Origin of the sequence: Pseudomonas sp. UBA4194 (assembly GCF_002379585.1) — a bacterium.
Lineage (GTDB): Bacteria > Pseudomonadota > Gammaproteobacteria > Pseudomonadales > Pseudomonadaceae > Aquipseudomonas.
Genome location: NZ_DFUE01000052.1, coordinates 3,313 through 21,100 on the forward strand (window position 1 = coordinate 3,313; position 17,788 = coordinate 21,100).

Genomic DNA, 17,788 nt, shown 5'->3' on the forward strand with positions numbered 1-17,788 from the left:
GCCGCTCCTACAGGGGATTGGGGAGCCTGTAGGGGCGGCGTGATCGGCGCATGAACTTGCAGGTGCGCTGGCTGGGCTGACGCCTTCGCGGCTGGACGCCGCTCCTACAGGGAGAGCGGGGAGTCTGTAGGAGCGGCGTAAAGCCGCGAAGAGGCCGGCATGACTGGCGTATGATCTTGCAGGTGCACACAGCCGTGCGTTGCGATCTGTTAGCATCGGGCGGGTAGGCGGCCTTGAGATAATGCGTGATGAATCCGATGGAGATGGGCTTGCAGTCGCTGGTGGGCGGCCCTGCTGCAAGCCTTGAGCAGATCACCGCCCATGTGGCGCAGTTGCTGCCGTTGCTGGACGCCATTCCCAATGCGACGATTTTCATCAAGGACCGTCAGGCGCGTTATGTATTGGCCAACCGGACGTTGGTCCAGCGCTGCGGCTTGAAGCGCCTGCAAGGGTTGCTGGGCAAGACCAGCGCCGAAAGTTTCCCTGAGCCCATGGGTCCCGGCTACACCGAACAGGACAAGCGCGTGCTGGAGCAGGGGCTGGTGCTGGAGGATCAACTGGAACTGCACCTGTATGGCAGCCGCGAGCCCGGCTGGTGTCTGACTCACAAGCGTGCGCTGGTCGATCACCAAGGGCATATCGTTGGCCTGGCGGGCATTTCCGTGGATCTGCATTCAGCCAGTGAAGCCCACCCCACCTATCCGCGCCTGGCGGCGGTAGACCACTACATTCGCACGCACTTCCAACGACGAGTGACCCTGAGCGAATTGACCCAAGTTGCAGGTATCTCCGTGGCGCAACTGGAGCGGTACTGCAAACGGGTGTTTCACCTGACCCCGCGGCAGATGATCCAGAAGGTGCGTCTGGAGCATGCGCGGGGGCTGTTGCGCAGCGAGCTGCCGATTACCGAGGTGGCTTTGCAGTGCGGGTACACGGACCACAGTGCGTTCACGCGGCAGTTCAAACTGCTGACCGGATTTACCCCGCGGGAATATCGGGGAGTGGTGGGGTAGGGCTGATGAAGGGACCATCCACCGCACATCCCAACCCCATCCCCTAACGCACCAACGCTTCCCCGGTAATCTCCTTGATCGACTTGGCCCCTGTCAGCACCATCGCCACGCGCATCTCCTTCTCGATCAAATCCAGCAAATTACTCACCCCGGCACCCCCTGCCGCCGCCAGCGCATAGATGAACGCCCGGCCGAGCAATACGCTGTCGGCGCCCAGGGCAATCATGCGCACGATGTCCAGGCCGCTGCGAATCCCTGAGTCGGCCAGGATCGCCAGGTCGCCTTTCACTGCATCGGCAATCGCTGGCAAGGCGCGGGCGCTGGACAGCACGCCGTCGAGCTGACGTCCGCCATGGTTGGAAACCACGATGCCATCGGCGCCGAAGGTCACCGCATCCTTGGCGTCCTCGGCATCCAGAATCCCCTTGATGACCATCGGGCCCTCCCAGAACTCGCGGATCCACTCCAGATCCTTCCAGGAAATCGACGGGTCGAAGTTGCTGCCCAGCCAGCCGATGTAGTCGGCCAGCCCCGTAGGGTTGCCGCGGTAGGTGGAAATATTGCCCAAGTCGTGGGGCCGGCCGTGCAAACCCACATCCCACGCCCAGGCGGGATGCGTGAACGCTTGCAGCATCCGGCGCAGCGGCCCGTTGGGGCCGCTCATGCCGGAATGGGCGTCGCGGTAGCGGGCGCCGGGCACTGGCATGTCCACGGTAAAGATCAGCGTCGTCACCCCGGCGGCCTTGGCTCGCTCCAGGGCGTTTTTCATGAAGCCGCGGTCCTTGAGTACGTACAGCTGAAACCACATCGGCCGGGTGATGGTGGGTGCCACTTCCTCGATTGGGCACACCGACACCGTCGACAGGGTAAACGGAATGCCCTTGGCATCCGCCGCCTTCGCCGCCTGCACCTCACCACGCCGGGCAAACATGCCGCACAAGCCGATAGGCGCCAGGGCTACCGGCATCGACAACGTCTGGCCGAACAGCTGAGTCTCCAGGCTCAGCTCGGACATGTTGCGCAGCACCCGCTGGCGCAGGGCGATCTGTGCAAGGTCCGAAACGTTATGACGCAAGGTGTGCTCGGCGTAGGCGCCGCCGTCGATGTAATGAAATAGAAAGGGTGGCAGTTTGCGTTGCGCAGCGGCGCGGTAGTCGGTAGAGGCGGAGATGATCATGGGCGGGGGTGCTCCATGCCGAGGGTGACGCTGCCGCGCACGGCGGCGGAATTCGCGTGGATGTGCATACGCATGTTGGCGGGCCCTGATTATTGTTCGACGTATTGCAGCCAATGCTCAACGCGCTGCAATGGGGTATCAAAATATTGGTAAGACCAATTTACAATCCATGGAAGCCAGATTAAAAGCACCCAGGGGCCGCTGTCAATTTGTCGCACCCGCGCCTGCCTCTGGCAGGGCAATTCTGCCGTTCCTCAGGACATGCCGACGCGCGGTGCTCCCGTCCCCTAACGTTTCCCCTGCCGCCGCCGACAGCTTCAGTATCCACGCGCCGCTTGGCGCGCCGATGTGCCTGGCCCATAACAAAAGCAATGAATCCACGGGAGTCATGAATATGCGCAGTCTTTCCATCAGCCGTCGGCTATGGCTGATTCTGATCGTCGCCGTACTGATGTTGCTGGCGATGTCGGTGGCCATGCTCAAGCAGATTCACGACGACCTGTACGACGCCAAGGCTCAGAAAACCATGCACGTGGTGCAAACCGCCAGCGGCGTGCTCGGCTATTACCAAGGCTTGGAGAAAGCCGGGACGTTGACCCGCGAGCAAGCCCAGCAGCAGGCCATGGCAGCGATCGGCGGGCTTCGCTACAACCAGACTGACTACTTCTGGATCAACGATCTGCGCCCGGTGATGATCATGCACCCGGCCAACCCCAAGCTGATTGGCCAGGACCTTTCCGGCATAAAAGACCCCGACGGTTTTCAGGTCTTCAACGAAATGGTCGCCGTGGCCAAGGCCAAAGGCGCCGGCATGGTCAACTATCGCTGGCCGAAACCCGGCGCCACCGATCCTGTCGAGAAAACTTCGTACATCAGCCTGTTCGAGCCTTGGGGCTGGATCATCGGTTCCGGCGTGTACGTGGATGATGTGCAGGTCGAATTCCGCCAGCAGGTGTGGAAGGCGGCATCCATCGGTTTGGGCATCATCGTGGTGATGATCATCCTGCTGACGTTGATCGCCCGCAGCATCGTGCGCCCGCTGGACACTGCAGTGCAGGCCATGGCCAATATCGCCAGCGGCGAAAGCGATCTGACCCGCAGTCTGGCCACCGACGGTAACGACGAAATCACTCAACTGGCCAGGCACTTCAATGGCTTTACCGCCAAGCTGCGTCGGGTGGTCGGCGAGCTGCAGCAATCCGCCACCGGGCTGGGCCAGGCCTCCAGTGCGCTGGGCAGCAACGCCGACCAGGCCCACGCCCGCAGCCAGCAACAGTCTCAGCAGATGGAGCTGGTTGCCACCGCGGTCAACCAGGTGACCTACGGTGTACAGGACGTGGCCAAGAACGCCGAGCATGCGGCCAGCGAGATGCGCAACGCCCAGGATCAGGCCCAGCAAGGCCAGACCAACATCGATAACAGCCTGCGCCAGATCGACGCGCTGTCGGGCACCATCGATCAGGCCGTGGGGGTGATCAGGACCCTGGCCAGCGAGAGCACGCAGATCGGCAGCGTGCTGGAGGTGATCAGCTCGATTGCCGAACAGACCAATCTGCTGGCCCTCAACGCGGCCATCGAAGCCGCCCGCGCGGGTGATCAGGGCCGCGGCTTTGCCGTGGTAGCCGACGAGGTCCGGCTGCTCGCGCAACGCACCCAGAAGTCCACTGCCGAAATTCACGGCATGATCGAACGCCTGCAGACCCATTCCGATGCTGCAGTGAAAGTCATCGGCGACAGCAGCCGCGCATCGCAGTTGACCATCGAGCAAGCCAACCTGGCCGGCAGCAGCCTGACCTCCATCCGCAGCGCCCTGGGCAACCTCAACGGCCTGAACGCTTCCATCGCCAGCGCCACCTTGCAGCAGTCCCACGTGGTCGAAGACATCAACCAGAACGTCACCCAGGCCGCGCAGTTGTCGCGCAATGCCGCCACGGCCGCTGAGCAGTCCAATGCGGCGAGCCTGCAGCTCAAGCAGTTGAGCGAGCAGTTGAACGGGTTGTTGCGGCAGTTCAGGGTTTAGGTAGCGTCGTACGCGTCCGGTCGCCGCATTCCATGCGCTGCGGCGACCGTTTCACGACGCCTCGTCCACTGGCTCGATCAACTCGGCCCCCTGATTGCGTACATTCCCCACCGCACGGCCTACCTTGTACCACTCAAAATCACTCACGGGTCGGCCTTCGAACTGGGCAATCTGACTGCTGCGTTCGCCGGGTAGATCGCTTTCAAGCCATTCCTGCGCCTGCTCCGGCGCCAGCACCACCGGCCGCCGATCGTGGATATCGACCATGCCCTCGTTGCTGGCATCGGTGATGATCACGAAACCGTCGCCATCGTGGGGTTCCAACCCTGGCGTTACCTGGGCCAAGGCTGCGAAAAACATTGGCTTGTCGCCCTTCAAACGAATGAACCAGGGCTGCTTGAGCTTGGGATTGGCAGGGTCCTTGACCCATTCGTACCAGCCGTTGGCGGGTACCAGTACCCGACCATTGGGCCACAGCTGCTTGAAGAATCTGCCGGTCGCCACGGTTTCCACCCGAGCGTTGATCGGCGCGGGGCGCTTGCCCTGGGCCCAGAAGGGCGCCCAGCCCCATTTCACCGCATCGATACGCAGGCCCGCGTCAGTACCTCGCAGTACCGCTGCCGGCTGGGTGGGGGCGATGTTGTAGCGCTCCGCCGGCTGCGGGTCGACATAGCTGATCACCTGCTGTCGCGGGGCGAGCTCGCGCAGGTACACCTCCATCGGTTCGTACATCGAGTATCGGCCGCACATACTGCTCTCCGTCAGATTGCCGCTGTCTCCGGTTGACCGCAGGCGTCCTACAAAGTTAACTGTATATTCGTACAGTATCAATAACAGGCAGTCCCATGATCACTATCCTAGGCCCGCTCGCATCGGGCAGCGCCGCGCATCCGTTGTATTCATTCCTGGTTCCGGCAGGCTTTCCGTCCCCGGCGGCCGATCACATGGAAAAGCGCATTTCCCTGGATGAGCTGCTGGACATCCGCGCGCCGCATATCTACCTGGTGCGAATTCAGGGCGACAGCATGCAAGGGGCGGGGATTTTCTGCGGCGATCTGGTGGTGGTTGATCGTTCGATCGAGGCCGAGCACGGGCATATCGTCATCGCGGCGGTGAATACCGAGCCGGTGTGCAAGCGCCTGCACAAGCGCGGTCGGGAGGTGATCCTGCAGTCGGAGAACCGCAACTATCCGCCGCGCTACATCATGGAGGGGGATGAACTTTCCATCTGGGGCGTGGTGACCTTCAGTGTGCGGGCGCACGAGAAGGCCTGCTGAGGCCACCGGCTAGCTGACAATCGACCCCGTGAGCTTGGCGACGCTACCTAGCCCGCTGCACATAACCGGCCGATCACGCTGGCGTCGCTCAACCGCTCCATCGCCATGACCGTTTCATTCAGGTTCGCCGCATCGTGGTCGTTCAGAGCCTTGGCTGCGTTGTGGTGGAACTTGGTCATGATGCTGTGCAGCGGCGCAGGTTGGGCTCTGGTTCGCCCATAAGGGTGCTGCAATGTCAGTGCAAAGCGCTGCCCATCGTGCAGCTGGATGCGCAGCTCGGTGAGGTAATTGCCAGGTTCTGCCAGCGAAGGGGTGGGGTGCGGCGCCGCATGCACAAGCGGCATCAGTGCCAATGCCTTACTGTCGTTCAGGGCGCTGTCGTTGAAACTGTCCAGCACGATATGGCCGTCCAGCAGTGCACGCGCCAGGCAGTATTGCACGCTGAATTTCGCGTCCAGGCCGTTGCGCAGTTGCGGGCGGTTGACGTGGGTCAGACGCAGCGGGTGCATGAGCACGTCGATGCGGGCGACCTCTGCCGTGTCGAAAGGGTGGTCGCTGCGCAGGCTGAACAGTGCATCGAGGCTGGCGTGGGTGCTGTCGCAGCAAGGGTACAGCTTGATACCGATGCCAGGCTCGACAATGTCCAGTGGGCTTGCCCAGTGCTCCAACGCGCGTTCAGGCGCATAGTTGCCTGGCCCATTGAATACCTCGAAAAAGCCTTGCCGATGTTCGAAGGCATCCTGGCTTGCCGTGAAACCCGTTTCGGCCAACAGGCTTGCCATCAACCCATTTCTCGCCGCATGCCCGACATGGTAGGGCTTGGTCATGGTACCGAAATTGGCTTTCACACCCGATGCCAGGGACACGCAAAGCGCCAGCGCGGTGGCGGTCTGCTGCTCGTCCAGTCCCAACAGTTTGGCGCTGGCCGCCGCAGCGCCGAAGACGCCCAGCGTGGCCGTGGGATGCCAGCCCTTGTCGTAATGATGGAAGTTGACGCTGCGCGCCAGGCGGGTTTGCATTTCGAACCCGGCGATGTAGGCGAGCAACAGTTGACGGCCGGTGCAGCCACGGCTGGCGGCCAGTGCCAGCAATGCTGGCAGCAGCGGCGCGGTGGGGTGGCCGCCCATGGCGATGTTCACGTCATCGAAATCCAGGGCATGCGCTGCGGCGCCGTTGACCAGGGCGGCACACAACGGCTCCAGTCGTTCGGCCCTGCCTAATAGCGGCACTGCCCCTCGGGTGTTCAGCCCAGCGGTTCGAAGCAGGGTTTGCACCACCGGCTCGCGTGCGCCTGCCAAGGCGCAACCCAGCGTATCGAGAATGGCCACCTTGGCGTTGACCAGGGCCTGGGGTTCCAGGTCTTCGAATTGCAGCGTGCAGATGCGCGCCGCCAGGGCTGTTGTCAGATGCATGATGAGTCCAGTCTTGAGGGTTCGGTTACCCACGCCGCGTCTGTACCGTGGCCACAGGCAGCGTTGATGATGAATGGCCGTAGATCGGCGCCGAAGGTAGGTTTACGTGCTGACGGAAATCGCGCCGGTCAGGACCGCAAATCCCAGGTATGCCAGTGATCCGAGCAATACCCATTTCCAGGCGAACTTCTGAAAATCGCCCAGATCTGCCTTGATGATTCCAAGCAGCGCCCAGAGCGGCGCCGATGCCGGACCGATGGAATGGGCCATCTGCCCGATCACGGCGGCACGGGCAATGTCCATGGCGGGGATGTCATAACGCCCGGCCATCTCTGCGAGCACCGGCACAATGCCGAAGAAGTAGGCGTCGTTGGCCATGAAGAAGCTCAATGGAATGCCGATCACTGCGGTCGCCAGAGGAATCAGTGACCCCAGGTGATCAGGTAGTCCACCGACGAAGGCTTCGGCCATGGCTGTGGTCATGCCGGTCTGGGTCAGGATTCCGGTAAACACGCCGGCGCCCAGCACCAGCATCACCACCGGAACCGCACTGGCGGCGTGCCGCTGGATCACCGCGCCTTGCTCGGAAGCACGGGGGACATTGACGAACAGTGCGATGACGAATCCGGCGATGAACAAGACCATCAGGTTGGCGATGCCCGCCACCAGGCACACCAGTAACAGCACGGTAAGCGCCGCATTCAGCGCCGTGCGCCAGGTGGCACCGTGTTCGACATGGCAACTCTCGGCCATGATCTGCGCAGAAACCTGGGCAATGTGCGCCGGGTCGATGGCTTTGCGCGCTTGACGGCCCAGCACATAGGCAATCAGGCAGACGAATGCGCACGACATCACCATGGGGCCGATCATGCCCGCGAAGTATTGGCTGGCGTCCAGGTGCAGGATGCTGATCGCGCGAGTGGCGGCACCGCCCCAGGGCGTGGTACCCGACACGGTGCCCAGCGCCATGGTCGCGATGGTGGCAATGATCAGGGGATTGATGTGCAGCCTTTTGTAAAGCGGCAGGAAAGCGGAGCAGATGATCATGTAGCTCGTGGTGCCATCGCCATCCAGCGCCACCAGGCAGGCAAGCACTGCGGTGCCGACGCAGATGTTCACCGGGTCGCCCTTGGAAATCCGGATGATCAGGCGCGACAGGGGATCGAACAGGCGCGCATCCATCATCAGGCCGAAGTACAGGACGGCGAACAATAGAAGTACCGCAGTGGGCGCCACGGTCTTGATGCCTGCCGCGATCATTTCGCCCAGTTGCGCACCCTGGCCCGTGAACAGCAGGAAAAAAGCGGGAATCACGATGATTGCGACGAAGGCGGTCATCCATTTGCGAATGACGCACAGCATGAACAACGCCAGTGTGGAAAAACCGAGGACGGCCAGCATCTCTTTTGAACCTCTTGTTTTTGTTATGTCTTGATCAAGCCCTCACCAACAGGCTTCGAAAAAAATGTATCAAGGCCGTCCGATTAAGCATAACGATAAATACTTAACCCCGATTGAAGCGCAGCTTAACGGCGGTTAGCATGAGCGCATGAAACTCGATATCGAAAAACTCAGGGTTGTGGCGCAGGTTGGGCGGGTCGGCTCCATGACGGCGGCGGCGCGCAGTCTGCACCTGACACCGTCGGCGGTTTCCCAAACCGTACAGCGGGTGGAAAGTGCTATCGGCCTGGCGCTGTTCGAACGCCGCCCGCACGGGATGGTGCTGACCGATGCGGGTGAGCGGGTCGTGCGGCGGGTCAGCCTCATGGAGGCCCAGTTGGCACAACTCGAAAATGAGCTGCGCAGCGTGGCGCAGGGTCGCTCGGGGCATCTCTCGCTGGGGGTTTTTCCAACGCTCGCTTCGTCGCTGCTGCCGCGCATTGTCATGGACTTCAGCAAGCAGCATCCAGACATCGCCTTGAATGTGCGCAGCACCCGGGTGGCTGCTTTGCGCAGCCTCGTGGCGTCTGGAGAGCTGGATCTGGCGATCACCTGGACGTACCCGTGGCTGACCGAGTCTTCACCTGCACAGGCGCTGAGAACTGATCCGACCGTCGTATTGCTGCCGGTCGGCCATCCCATCGGGGACGAAGCAGGCCCCGTGAACGTCGCGCGGCTTGCCGACGAGGCCTGGGTGTGTAGATCCGACGGCCATGAAATCACCGAGCTTTTGCATCGAGCCTCTGCCCACTGCAACTTCACCCCGCGTATTGCCATGCTCGCCAATGACTACCAGGAAACCCAGGCCATGGTGGCTGCCGGGCTGGGCGTGGCCCTGGCGCCCAAGCTTTCAACCACGACCTGCCGCGCGGATATCGTGGTCAGGGATATGGATGATTCGGTACCGTCTCGCCAGCTGCATCTGGTTCGGCCCTCCAATCGAAGCAGTCCGGCGGTTGAGCCGATGATCGAGTTGCTGCGCAATCTTCTCGGCGACTAGCCGCTGCCGATCGATGCTCGTCGGGCGCAGAGGTGTCCTACCTGTCGGGTTGAGCGGTGCTGTTATTGACCTGAACGGCCTTCCAAGGTTAACTGTATATTCATACAGTAAATCTGCACAGCCATGAAAAAGCCCGACCCCGTATATGCCCTGATCGACTGCAACAGCTTCTATGCCAGCTGCGAACGCGTGTTTCGCCCGGATCTGGCGAAGACGCCGATCGTGGTCCTGAGCAACAACGACGGCTGCGTGATCGCGCGTTCCGCCGAAGCCAAGCCGTTCGTGAAGATGGCGGCGCCGTATTTTCAGATCAAGGAGCAGTTGCGCCGTCATGGCGTGGTCGCGTTTTCGTCGAACTACGCGCTGTATGGCGATATCAGCGAACGGGTGATGAGTGTCATCGAGTCGATGGTGCCGGCGGTGGAGGTGTACAGCATCGATGAAGCTTTCGCCGACCTCACGGGCGTGCAGCAGGACCTCGAGGCCCTGGGTCGGGATATCCGTGCTCGGGTGCATATGTACACCGGGATTCCCGTTGGCGTGGGCATCGCCGGCACCAAGACCCTGGCCAAACTGGCCAATCATGCAGCAAAGAAATGGCAGGCGCAGCTGGGCGGTGTGCTGGACCTGCGCAACCCGGCCCGGCGTGATCGGCTGCTGAAGATCACCGAGGTCAGTGATGTTTGGGGGGTGGGCCGCAAGATGACGGCTCATCTGCAAGGGATGAACATCAATACCGCCTGGGACCTGGCCCACGCCGACCCGTGGTTGCTGCGCAAGAAGTTCAGTGTGGTGATTGAGAAGACTGCCCGGGAGCTGGCGGGCACCGCATGCCTGGAACTGGACGACCCGGACCCACCCAAGCGGGAGATCTGTTGCAGCAGGATGTTCGGCAAACGCCTGACCGAGATCGCGCCGATTCGTGAGGCGGTAGCCAGCTATGTGATGCGCGCGTCGGAAAAACTGCGGGCGCAGAAGTCGCTGTGCCGTCAGCTGCGGGTGAGCATTCGCACCGGCATGCTCAACCCCGACGAAGCCAAATATGCCAACGGCGTGGTGGTGCAGTTGCCTTACCCTACCGACGATGTGCGCTTGTTGACCAAGGCGGCGGTACAGGGGTTGGAGCATGTGTTTCGCAGTGGTTTCACCTATAGCAAGGCGGAGGTGCTGCTGTTGGGGTTGTGTCAGCGGGGGGAGTTCACCGATGACTTGTTCGCCAGTTCCCAGCCTGCTGCGGCCCAGAAACTGATGGGCGTGCTGGATGCAGTGAACGGCCGATGGGGCAGGGGAACGCTACGGCCTGCAGCCGTGCCGATGAACCCGGATTGGGGGATGCGGCGGGAGATGATGAGCTGCAGTTACACGACTTCTTTGGGGGGGCTTTGGAGGGTGGGGGTGGGGTTGTGATCTGTGGTGAATGGTCCCCTCACCCCAAATCTCAAACCCTCAACCCTCAACCATCACCCTGCAACGGCCACCCCCAATGCCCCGAATCCGCCTCCATCAACCGATGGAAATGCCCGGACACCGTCGCTATCAACTGAGCATCGTCGACCGGGTCCATCCCCGAATACGGCCGGCCGTTATAGTCGCCGGAATGGGTCAGCACGGCCTCGACGCTGCCAGTGTCTTCATACAACTGCTTCATCTGCTGCGCTTCCTGGTCCTTGCTGTCGGTGGTGCGCAGCGCATAGTGGATCGCCAGCGCCGTGCCGAAAGCCAGGGCAGGGGACTGGATCGCGTGCTTGCTGGCCAGGTCGATGCTGCTGAGGATGCGTTCATTGCGCTGCAGCTTGCGCAGCGGGTCACGGCCTACACGCACGCACGGGTCCTTGAACGAGGTCTTGCAGCGTTCCAGGAAAGTCTGGGCAAAGGCGGTCACCGTTTCATTCATGTCGGCGTTGTCGGCCAACAGCGCCGGCGCCACTTCCTGGCGAATCAGGCGCTCGGCCAATGCCGCGACGCGCGGGTCGCCCATGCCCTGGCCCACCCAGGAGTAGCCCAGCAGGCTGGCATACCAGGCAATGATGGCGTGGGGACCGTTCCACAGGCGGTTCTTGATCAACTGAATCTGGGCGATGTCGTCGACCGTTTTCACCTGGCGCAGACGCTCCAGCAGGTCGCTGCCGCGCTCCACATACAGCGGCATGTCTGGCTCGCTGTTGAACAGGATCAGGTGCAGCTGGCTCAGGGCGGCGCTGGACTGGGCGAACGGCTGGAAGCGCCCGATCAGGCGCTGATATTCCAGCGGCGGTTTGGAAGACTTGACCCGGGGTGCCGGCTCTTCGTCCAGGCTGTTCTGGAACATCTGCGACTTGATGCGCAACTGACGCATCAGTGCGTCGTTGCTGATCTTGGAAACGATGCGGCTGACCACCGTCTCGGCAAAGTGGGTCTTGCCCATGATCTGCTGGCAGAGCTCGGCCGAGCACAACAGCCCCAGTTCGGCCTCCACATGACGGCGGACGAAGGCAGCACCGCCGATCTTGTTCAGCACGATCAAGATGGTCAGCTCGCGACCGCGGCGCTCGAAGCGGCGCAGCAGGCCTTTGGCGATCACTTCAGCCTGGTTGCGGATGGCCTGCTCGGGCAGGCTCAGGCCAATGATCTCGGCGACGTCGTACATGTCGATGACCGCCTCGGCGTCGTCCATGTCGATCATGCGCACGTTTTCGATGGTCTGGTCGAATGAGGTGGCGCCATAGCGCACGCTGTAGCGACCGAATGCCGACACGGTTTCGCGCAGCATTCGCGAGCGGGTGGCGGCAATGATTTCACAGGGGCGGGTGTAGCCGTCCCAGTGCGAGAACACCTGGGTCAGGTAGCCGCCGCCGATGGCGCCGAAACCGTGAATGCCCACACGGAACTGATTCAGCGACTGCGGAAACGGCTCGCTCAACTCGGGCGTCCCCAGGTGCGGGATGCACTCGCTGAGATCGTCGAGGAATTGATGCATGCTGCTGTAGGCTTTCAACGCGCCGGCTTTCACCTCGGCCGCTGGCGGCTTGATGTCTTCGATCAGGATCGGCTGGCCTTCGGCGCGAATGGCCGAAAGCATGCCGTTCTCCGAGTCCTCGACCATGAAGCACTGGTTCGGCTCACAGTTCAGGGCACTGGCGGCACGCAGAAAAATCTCGGGGTGCGGTTTGCCCTGGCTGACTTCGTCACCGCACACGGTGATGTCGAAGTACTTGAGCACATTGGCGTTGATCAGGTACTCCTCGGCGATGGCGCGGCGGCTCGAGGTGGCCACGGCCATGGTCAGGCCACATTTGCGCAAGCGCTCCAGCACCTCCAGCAGACCGGCCTTGATCGGCACGCCGTGGTTGCGTACGTACTCGAGTTCAAGTTCGTCGGCGCGCTTGCGGATTTCGGCGTAGGGGAAGTTGTCACCGTTATGGGCCTTGGCGAGGGCTTCGGCCTTCTTCGCGCTCAGACCCAGGGACCCGACCAGGGTGTGCTCGCTCAGGGGCTTGCCGAAAATCTCGCTGGAGGCCTGCTTCAAGGTCTTGAAGCGCAGGCGCTCGGTGTCGAACATGGTGCCATCCATATCGAAGATGGCACTGAAGATTCTTTTTCCCTGGAAGAAAATCATGGCTGTTACTCCTGTTTTTGCTGACGGTACTGCTGTCAGTGTTGCGTGAGTCGTCGCTGGAAACGGTTGGCCTCGGGCAGATCGCGATGGATGGCCCAGGCGGGCAAATGGCGACGCTAATAGCGCGGCGGGGTACCCGGTCGTTTCGAGGGCAGACGATCAATGAGGGCAGGCGCGCGGCGTAGGTGCCGGGTAGCGCAGAGGCTCAGGGAGCCGAAGGTTGGAACGGGGTGCAGCGGGGTGTAGCGGGGGAGAGTAGCGAGCCCTGTGGCGGTGTTGTCACCGTATTTTCGGTTAGGCTCACGGTGCGCAATCAGGGAGGCGGACAGTGAGCCGAAGGGGCGATGGATACGTGTGATTCCGTGCATGGGCCGTCGAATTGTCCTGCGCAAAGTGTGGGATTCCTTTTTAGACTTAACATGCCTGAGGCGTCTGGTTCAAGGCTTGCGGCGCTTTGACGCGGCCTCTGAATACGCTGAAGCCCCCGTGCTTCGGGAGCTGCAGCGTCGCCAGGGATAATTTACCCTTGCGGGATAATGGCCAGGGCGTCGGGCTCAGGGCCTGCCGGCCAACGGGCCTGTACGGTCCAGGTAGCCGTGTCGATTACCGCCACCTCGTCACCGCCGCTGATGGCCACGAAAGCGCGCTTGCCGTCCGGCGCGACCACCGCCCCGATAGGCAGCGCCGCAGCACCCAACAGGGTCTCGCGATACACCGCGCCTTCGCGCGTCAGGTCGATGCGCTTGACCTCACGCTTGCTGGCCACATCGATCACCGACAGTTCGGCGGATTTGGCGCAACTGACCAGCGCATGCTTGCCATCCGGCGTCATGACGATGCGGATCGGAAAGCGCCCGGTCTTGATCCGGTCGACCACTTTCAGCGTCTGGGTATCAACCAGAGCCACCTCATTGTCTTCACGGTTGCTCACCCACACGTGCTTGCCAGAGGGCTCGAGGGCGATGCCCTCGGTGCTGTTGCCGGTAGCCACCGAGGCGATCTTGCGCTGTTGCTTGAGGTCGACCACCGACAGGCTGCCGCCTTTGACATGGGTCACATAGGCACGGCTGGCATCCGGCGACAGCACCACCATGTGGGGCTGGCCGCCGCCCACGTCGATGCGCTCGAGGACTTTGCCCTGGGCCAGGTCGACCACCAGCAGGCGCTCGCTGTCTTCAGTGGTGACCACGATGCGCTGATTGTCAGGGAAGAAACGAATGCCATGGGGACGCGAATCCTGTCCCAGATCGATGGTGCGCAGTACCTTGCGCGCCGGCCAGTCGATCACGCTGAGGCTGTTGTTGGCCACACCCTGGGCACCGTAGTTGCCGACCACTGCCAGGCGACCGTCGCCGGCAACGATCACTTCGTGGGGGCCGGTGCCCACCGGCAGTTTCAGCAGTTCCTTGCCGTTGACCATGTTCAGTGCCGAGACACTGGCACCGTCCTTGTTGCCCACCAGCAATACGTCGTCGGCGTGCGCCAGAGGCAGGGCGCCGAGCAGCAGACCGGCCAGGCAGGCGCGGCGCAGGGGTGTCAGCAGCGATGGGATTGAGTAGGGCATGGGCAGTCTCCTGAGGGTTTTGAGTCCTGGGTGCAAACGCATGCAGTTGTGACCCGCGCAAAATGCCAGGAGTTCGGAAATAGAGCGGTCGCTTGGGATCTGGAACGGTTTCTCGTCGCAAGCCGTCCAGAGTTTTTTTCCCGCTCAGTGAGAATCGTCCGCCAGAATCGAGAATTTGTTCTTATAGTGCATCCATGAACGATCCACGAACCACAAGCATTGTCGACCGGGTGCTGCAGGTGCTGACCTGCGTGGCCAAGGCTGGGCAACCGATTGCTGCCAAGCGTATCGCCGCGCAAGTGCATATGCCGCTGAGCACGGTCTACCGGCATCTGGCATCGCTGAAGAAGTGGGGCTTGCTGCAGGAGCACATGACCACGGGGCTGTACGAGCCGGGTGCGACCGGCGTGCAGTTGGCATGGGGCTTCGATCAGACCTCCAACCTGATCAGCCAGAGCCGCGAGGAGATCAGTACCCTGGCCGAACGTACCGGTGAAAGCGTCGGCTTGCTGGTGTACAGCAATGGCCAGATGGTGTGCATCGCCATGGAAGAGAGCAGCAGTTCACTGCGCTGCTCATTCACCAAAGGCCGTGCGCATTCGATGATGCAGGGCGCATCGGCCAAGAGCCTGCTGGCGTTTCTGCCCGACCCGGTGCAGCGCCAACTGCTCCAAGAGCAATCGGGGCAGGCCGCTATGGAAGTTGCCGCGCTGGAAAAGGAGATCGCACGGATTCGCAAGAATGGCTATGCCACCAGTGACAGTGAGGTCGATCTGGGGGTTTGGGGCGTCAGTGTCCCGTTGATTTCAGCGGACGGCGCCCTGGAAGGCACCATTACGTTGATGGCGCCGTCACTGCGCGTTGGCCCACGGGAGGCTGAGTTGATCAGCCTTACCAGAAAAGCAGCCAGCCGCATTTGCAATCGTTTCTAACTGCCGCTCAATCCATGTTTCGGGTCCTGACAGGACTTACCCTCGCCGAAGGAATTCGTGATGAAAGCGTTTAAGTTGTTCACCCCCCTGGCTGCTGCATTGACCCTGATGGCCTCGTTCTGCACCTCGGCCCAGGCCGCCGATGAAGTGATGCGTGTGGGTACCGATGCGACCTTCCCACCCATGGAATTCGTGCAGGACGGCAAGCGTACCGGCTTCGATGTCGAGTTGATCGAGGCCATCGGCAAACAGCTGAACAAGAAGGTCGAGTGGGTCGACATCGGCTTCAAGGGGCTGATCCCGGGTCTGATTTCCAACCGCTTCGATGTCGCCGCGTCGGCCATCTACATGACCGAGGAACGCCAGAAGGTGGTCAACTTTACCGACTCCTACTATCGCGGCGGCCTGGCGGTACTGGTACTCAAGGATGACACCAGCATCAATGCGCCGGCCGATCTGGTGGCGGGCAAGAAGGTCTCGGCCCAGGTGGGCACCAAGTCCATCGATTTTCTGAAAACCAACTACCCCGCCGTGAGTGTGGTGGAAGTGGAGAAGAACCAGGCCATGTTCGACCTGTTGGCCATTGGCCGGGTCAATGCTGCGGTCACCGGACGTCCGGCCGCGGTGGAATATGCCAAGCGCCAGCCCAAGGTCCGCGTGCTGGACGAAGGCCTGACCACCGAGCTGTACGGCTTCGCGATTCGCAAGAACGATACCGAGCTGCAACAGCAGATGAACCAGGCCCTGCAAACCCTGCGTAGCAACGGCGAATACGCTGCCCTGACCCAGAAGTGGTTCGGCACCACAAAAGAATAAGCCGCCGATGCAGGCCTGCCCGTTCAGGCGGGCCTGCACACACCACGCCTTCAACCGTAAGCCTCTGCGGAGTACATCATGGATCTCGACTTTTCCCCGGTCTGGGACGGCTGGCGCGCGCTCGCCTCTGGCACCTTGATCACCATCGAAATCACCGCTGCGGCGCTGGTGCTGGGCTGTGTGCTGGGCCTGCTGATCGGACTGGGTCGCCTCAATCCCAAACGCACGGTGATCTACGGCCTGTGCACCACCTACCTGACGCTGGTACGGGGTACACCGCTGCTGGTGCAACTGTTCATTCTGTTCTTCGGTCTGCCGCACTTCGGCGTTCAGTTGCCGGCTTATGTGTGCGGTATTTTCGGCCTGGGCATCTACAGCGCCGCCTACGTGTCGGAGATCGTCCGGGGTTCCATCCAGTCGGTGGAGAAAGGCCAGATGGAAGCTGCCCGCTCCCTGGGTCTGCCGCACAAGCTGGCCATGCGCAAGGTCATCCTGCCCCAGGCCTTCGTGCGCATGATTCCTGCGCTGGGCAACGAATTCATTGCCTTGATCAAGAACTCTGCGCTGGTGTCGTTGCTCACCATCGCCGACGTGATGCACGAAGGCGAGAAGATCATCAGCGTGTCCTATCGCTCGCTTGAAGTGTACCTGGCCATTGCCTTTATCTACCTGATGCTCACCAGCATCACCACCTTGATCCTGCGTCGCACCGAGAAGGTGCTGCGCGCCGACGGGAGAGTGTGATGAGCACACCCATCATCGACATTCAGAACCTGAGCAAGTCATTCGGCACACATCAGGTGCTGCACAACATCGACTTCAGCGTGCAGGCCAGCCAGGTCGTGGTGGTCATCGGCCCCAGCGGTTCGGGCAAGAGCACCTTCCTGCGCTGCATGAATGGCCTGGAAACCGCCGAAGGCGGAACGCTGCGCGCCTGCGGCCACACGGTGGTTGAGCAGGGACGCATGATGTCCGAAAGCAAGCTCGACGCCCTGCGCAGTGAAGTCGGCATGGTCTTCCAGTCGTTCAACCTGTTTCCGCACCTCAGCGTGCTGGACAACATCACCCTGGCGCCCATGGCGTTGCACGGCAAGTCGCGCCAGGCTGCCGAAGAGCAGGGCTTGCGTCTGCTGAACAAGGTTGGCCTGGAGCACAAGGCCCAGGTCTACCCAGGCACCCTGTCCGGTGGGCAGAAGCAGCGGGTGGCGATCGCCCGCGCGCTGGCCATGGACCCCAAAGTCATGTTGTTCGACGAGCCCACCTCGGCGCTCGATCCGGAACTGGTGGGCGAGGTGTTGCAGGTGATGAAGACCCTGGCCAACGAGGGCATGACCATGATCATCGTCACCCATGAGATGGGCTTTGCCCGGGAAGTGGCCGACGTGGTGGTGGTGATGGACCAAGGCGCCATCGTCGAAGCCGCGCCACCGGCGCAGCTGTTCACCGCGCCCCGCGAAGCGCGCACCCGCAGCTTCCTGCAAAGCGTGCTGTCACGCGATGCCGCGCCCGTTCTCTGACTGCTTGCGCTCGACCCACTGCCCA

15 protein-coding genes and 1 pseudogene are annotated in these 17,788 nt (G+C 61.9%); 10 read left to right on the forward strand and 6 right to left on the reverse strand.

Going from position 1 to position 17,788, the window contains the following annotated elements; translation table 11 throughout:
• Positions 1-248 precede the first annotated feature (248 nt).
• Positions 249-1,013, forward strand: a complete 765-nt coding sequence (locus B3397_RS13500; RefSeq protein ID WP_296250987.1) for an AraC family transcriptional regulator — start codon at positions 249-251, stop codon at positions 1,011-1,013.
• A 43-nt stretch (positions 1,014-1,056) separates the two neighbouring features.
• Here B3397_RS13500 and lldD read toward each other — a convergent pair whose 3' ends face one another.
• Entirely contained in the window at positions 1,057-2,190 is a 1,134-nt protein-coding gene (gene lldD, locus B3397_RS13505; protein WP_296250861.1) for an FMN-dependent L-lactate dehydrogenase LldD, read from the reverse strand.
• 475 nt (positions 2,191-2,665) lie between these two features.
• Here lldD and B3397_RS22570 point away from each other — a divergent pair.
• Together B3397_RS22570 and B3397_RS22575 are read left to right on the forward strand one after the other, a co-directional pair.
• Positions 2,666-3,352 (forward strand): annotated as a pseudogene (locus tag B3397_RS22570) (cache domain-containing protein); the annotation flags it as partial.
• A 123-nt stretch (positions 3,353-3,475) separates the two neighbouring features.
• Positions 3,476-4,210 (forward strand): methyl-accepting chemotaxis protein, encoded by a 735-nt coding sequence (locus B3397_RS22575; RefSeq protein WP_414704383.1) that lies wholly within the window; start codon positions 3,476-3,478, stop codon positions 4,208-4,210.
• Positions 4,211-4,261: 51 nt separating this feature from the next.
• On the opposite strand, the gene B3397_RS13515 is transcribed toward B3397_RS22575, so the two are convergent.
• Complete coding sequence (locus B3397_RS13515) at positions 4,262-4,960, reverse strand: SOS response-associated peptidase (protein ID WP_296250868.1); 699 nt, start codon at positions 4,958-4,960, stop codon at positions 4,262-4,264.
• Positions 4,961-5,055: 95 nt separating this feature from the next.
• Between B3397_RS13515 and B3397_RS13520 the strand changes: the two genes are divergently transcribed.
• Positions 5,056-5,487: a LexA family protein gene (locus tag B3397_RS13520; protein ID WP_296250870.1), complete on the forward strand. Its 432-nt coding sequence runs from the start codon at positions 5,056-5,058 to the stop codon at positions 5,485-5,487.
• A 47-nt stretch (positions 5,488-5,534) separates the two neighbouring features.
• Here B3397_RS13520 and B3397_RS13525 read toward each other — a convergent pair whose 3' ends face one another.
• Positions 5,535-6,899 carry an MmgE/PrpD family protein gene (locus B3397_RS13525; RefSeq protein ID WP_296250872.1) on the reverse strand — a complete coding sequence of 455 codons (1,365 nt, stop codon included), beginning with the start codon at positions 6,897-6,899 and terminating at the stop codon, positions 5,535-5,537.
• A 102-nt stretch (positions 6,900-7,001) separates the two neighbouring features.
• Positions 7,002-8,300, reverse strand: coding sequence for a CitMHS family transporter (locus B3397_RS13530; RefSeq protein WP_296250874.1), 1,299 nt, complete (start codon positions 8,298-8,300; stop codon positions 7,002-7,004).
• A 148-nt stretch (positions 8,301-8,448) separates the two neighbouring features.
• On the opposite strand from B3397_RS13530, the gene B3397_RS13535 reads away from it, so the two are divergent.
• Together B3397_RS13535 and umuC are read left to right on the forward strand one after the other, a co-directional pair.
• The gene (locus tag B3397_RS13535; RefSeq protein ID WP_296250877.1) at positions 8,449-9,339 is read left to right on the forward strand and encodes a LysR family transcriptional regulator; all 891 of its coding nucleotides are present in this window, start codon (positions 8,449-8,451) and stop codon (positions 9,337-9,339) included.
• Positions 9,340-9,462: 123 nt separating this feature from the next.
• Positions 9,463-10,746, forward strand: coding sequence for a translesion error-prone DNA polymerase V subunit UmuC (umuC, locus tag B3397_RS13540; protein WP_296250879.1), 1,284 nt, complete (start codon positions 9,463-9,465; stop codon positions 10,744-10,746).
• Between the two features lie 46 nt (positions 10,747-10,792).
• Here umuC and mtlD read toward each other — a convergent pair whose 3' ends face one another.
• Both mtlD and B3397_RS13550 read right to left on the reverse strand, forming a co-directional pair.
• A complete protein-coding gene (gene mtlD / locus B3397_RS13545; protein WP_296250881.1) occupies positions 10,793-12,934 on the reverse strand; it encodes a bifunctional mannitol-1-phosphate dehydrogenase/phosphatase in 2,142 nt (713 codons plus the stop codon).
• A 520-nt stretch (positions 12,935-13,454) separates the two neighbouring features.
• On the reverse strand, positions 13,455-14,498 hold the full coding sequence (locus B3397_RS13550; RefSeq protein ID WP_296250882.1) for a YncE family protein: 1,044 nt from the start codon (positions 14,496-14,498) through the stop codon (positions 13,455-13,457).
• A gap of 194 nt (positions 14,499-14,692) precedes the next feature.
• Here B3397_RS13550 and B3397_RS13555 point away from each other — a divergent pair, with 194 nt between their 5' ends.
• From B3397_RS13555 to B3397_RS13570, 4 genes are all read left to right on the forward strand, one after another.
• The gene (locus B3397_RS13555) at positions 14,693-15,430 is read left to right on the forward strand and encodes an IclR family transcriptional regulator (RefSeq protein WP_296250883.1); all 738 of its coding nucleotides are present in this window, start codon (positions 14,693-14,695) and stop codon (positions 15,428-15,430) included.
• A 60-nt stretch (positions 15,431-15,490) separates the two neighbouring features.
• Positions 15,491-16,246, forward strand: a complete 756-nt coding sequence (locus tag B3397_RS13560) for a transporter substrate-binding domain-containing protein (protein ID WP_296250886.1) — start codon at positions 15,491-15,493, stop codon at positions 16,244-16,246.
• A 78-nt stretch (positions 16,247-16,324) separates the two neighbouring features.
• Entirely contained in the window at positions 16,325-16,990 is a 666-nt protein-coding gene (locus B3397_RS13565; protein ID WP_296250889.1) for an amino acid ABC transporter permease, read from the forward strand.
• Positions 16,991-17,001: 11 nt separating this feature from the next.
• Complete coding sequence (locus B3397_RS13570; protein WP_414704384.1) at positions 17,002-17,763, forward strand: amino acid ABC transporter ATP-binding protein; 762 nt, start codon at positions 17,002-17,004, stop codon at positions 17,761-17,763.
• The last annotated feature ends 25 nt before the right edge of the window (positions 17,764-17,788 follow it).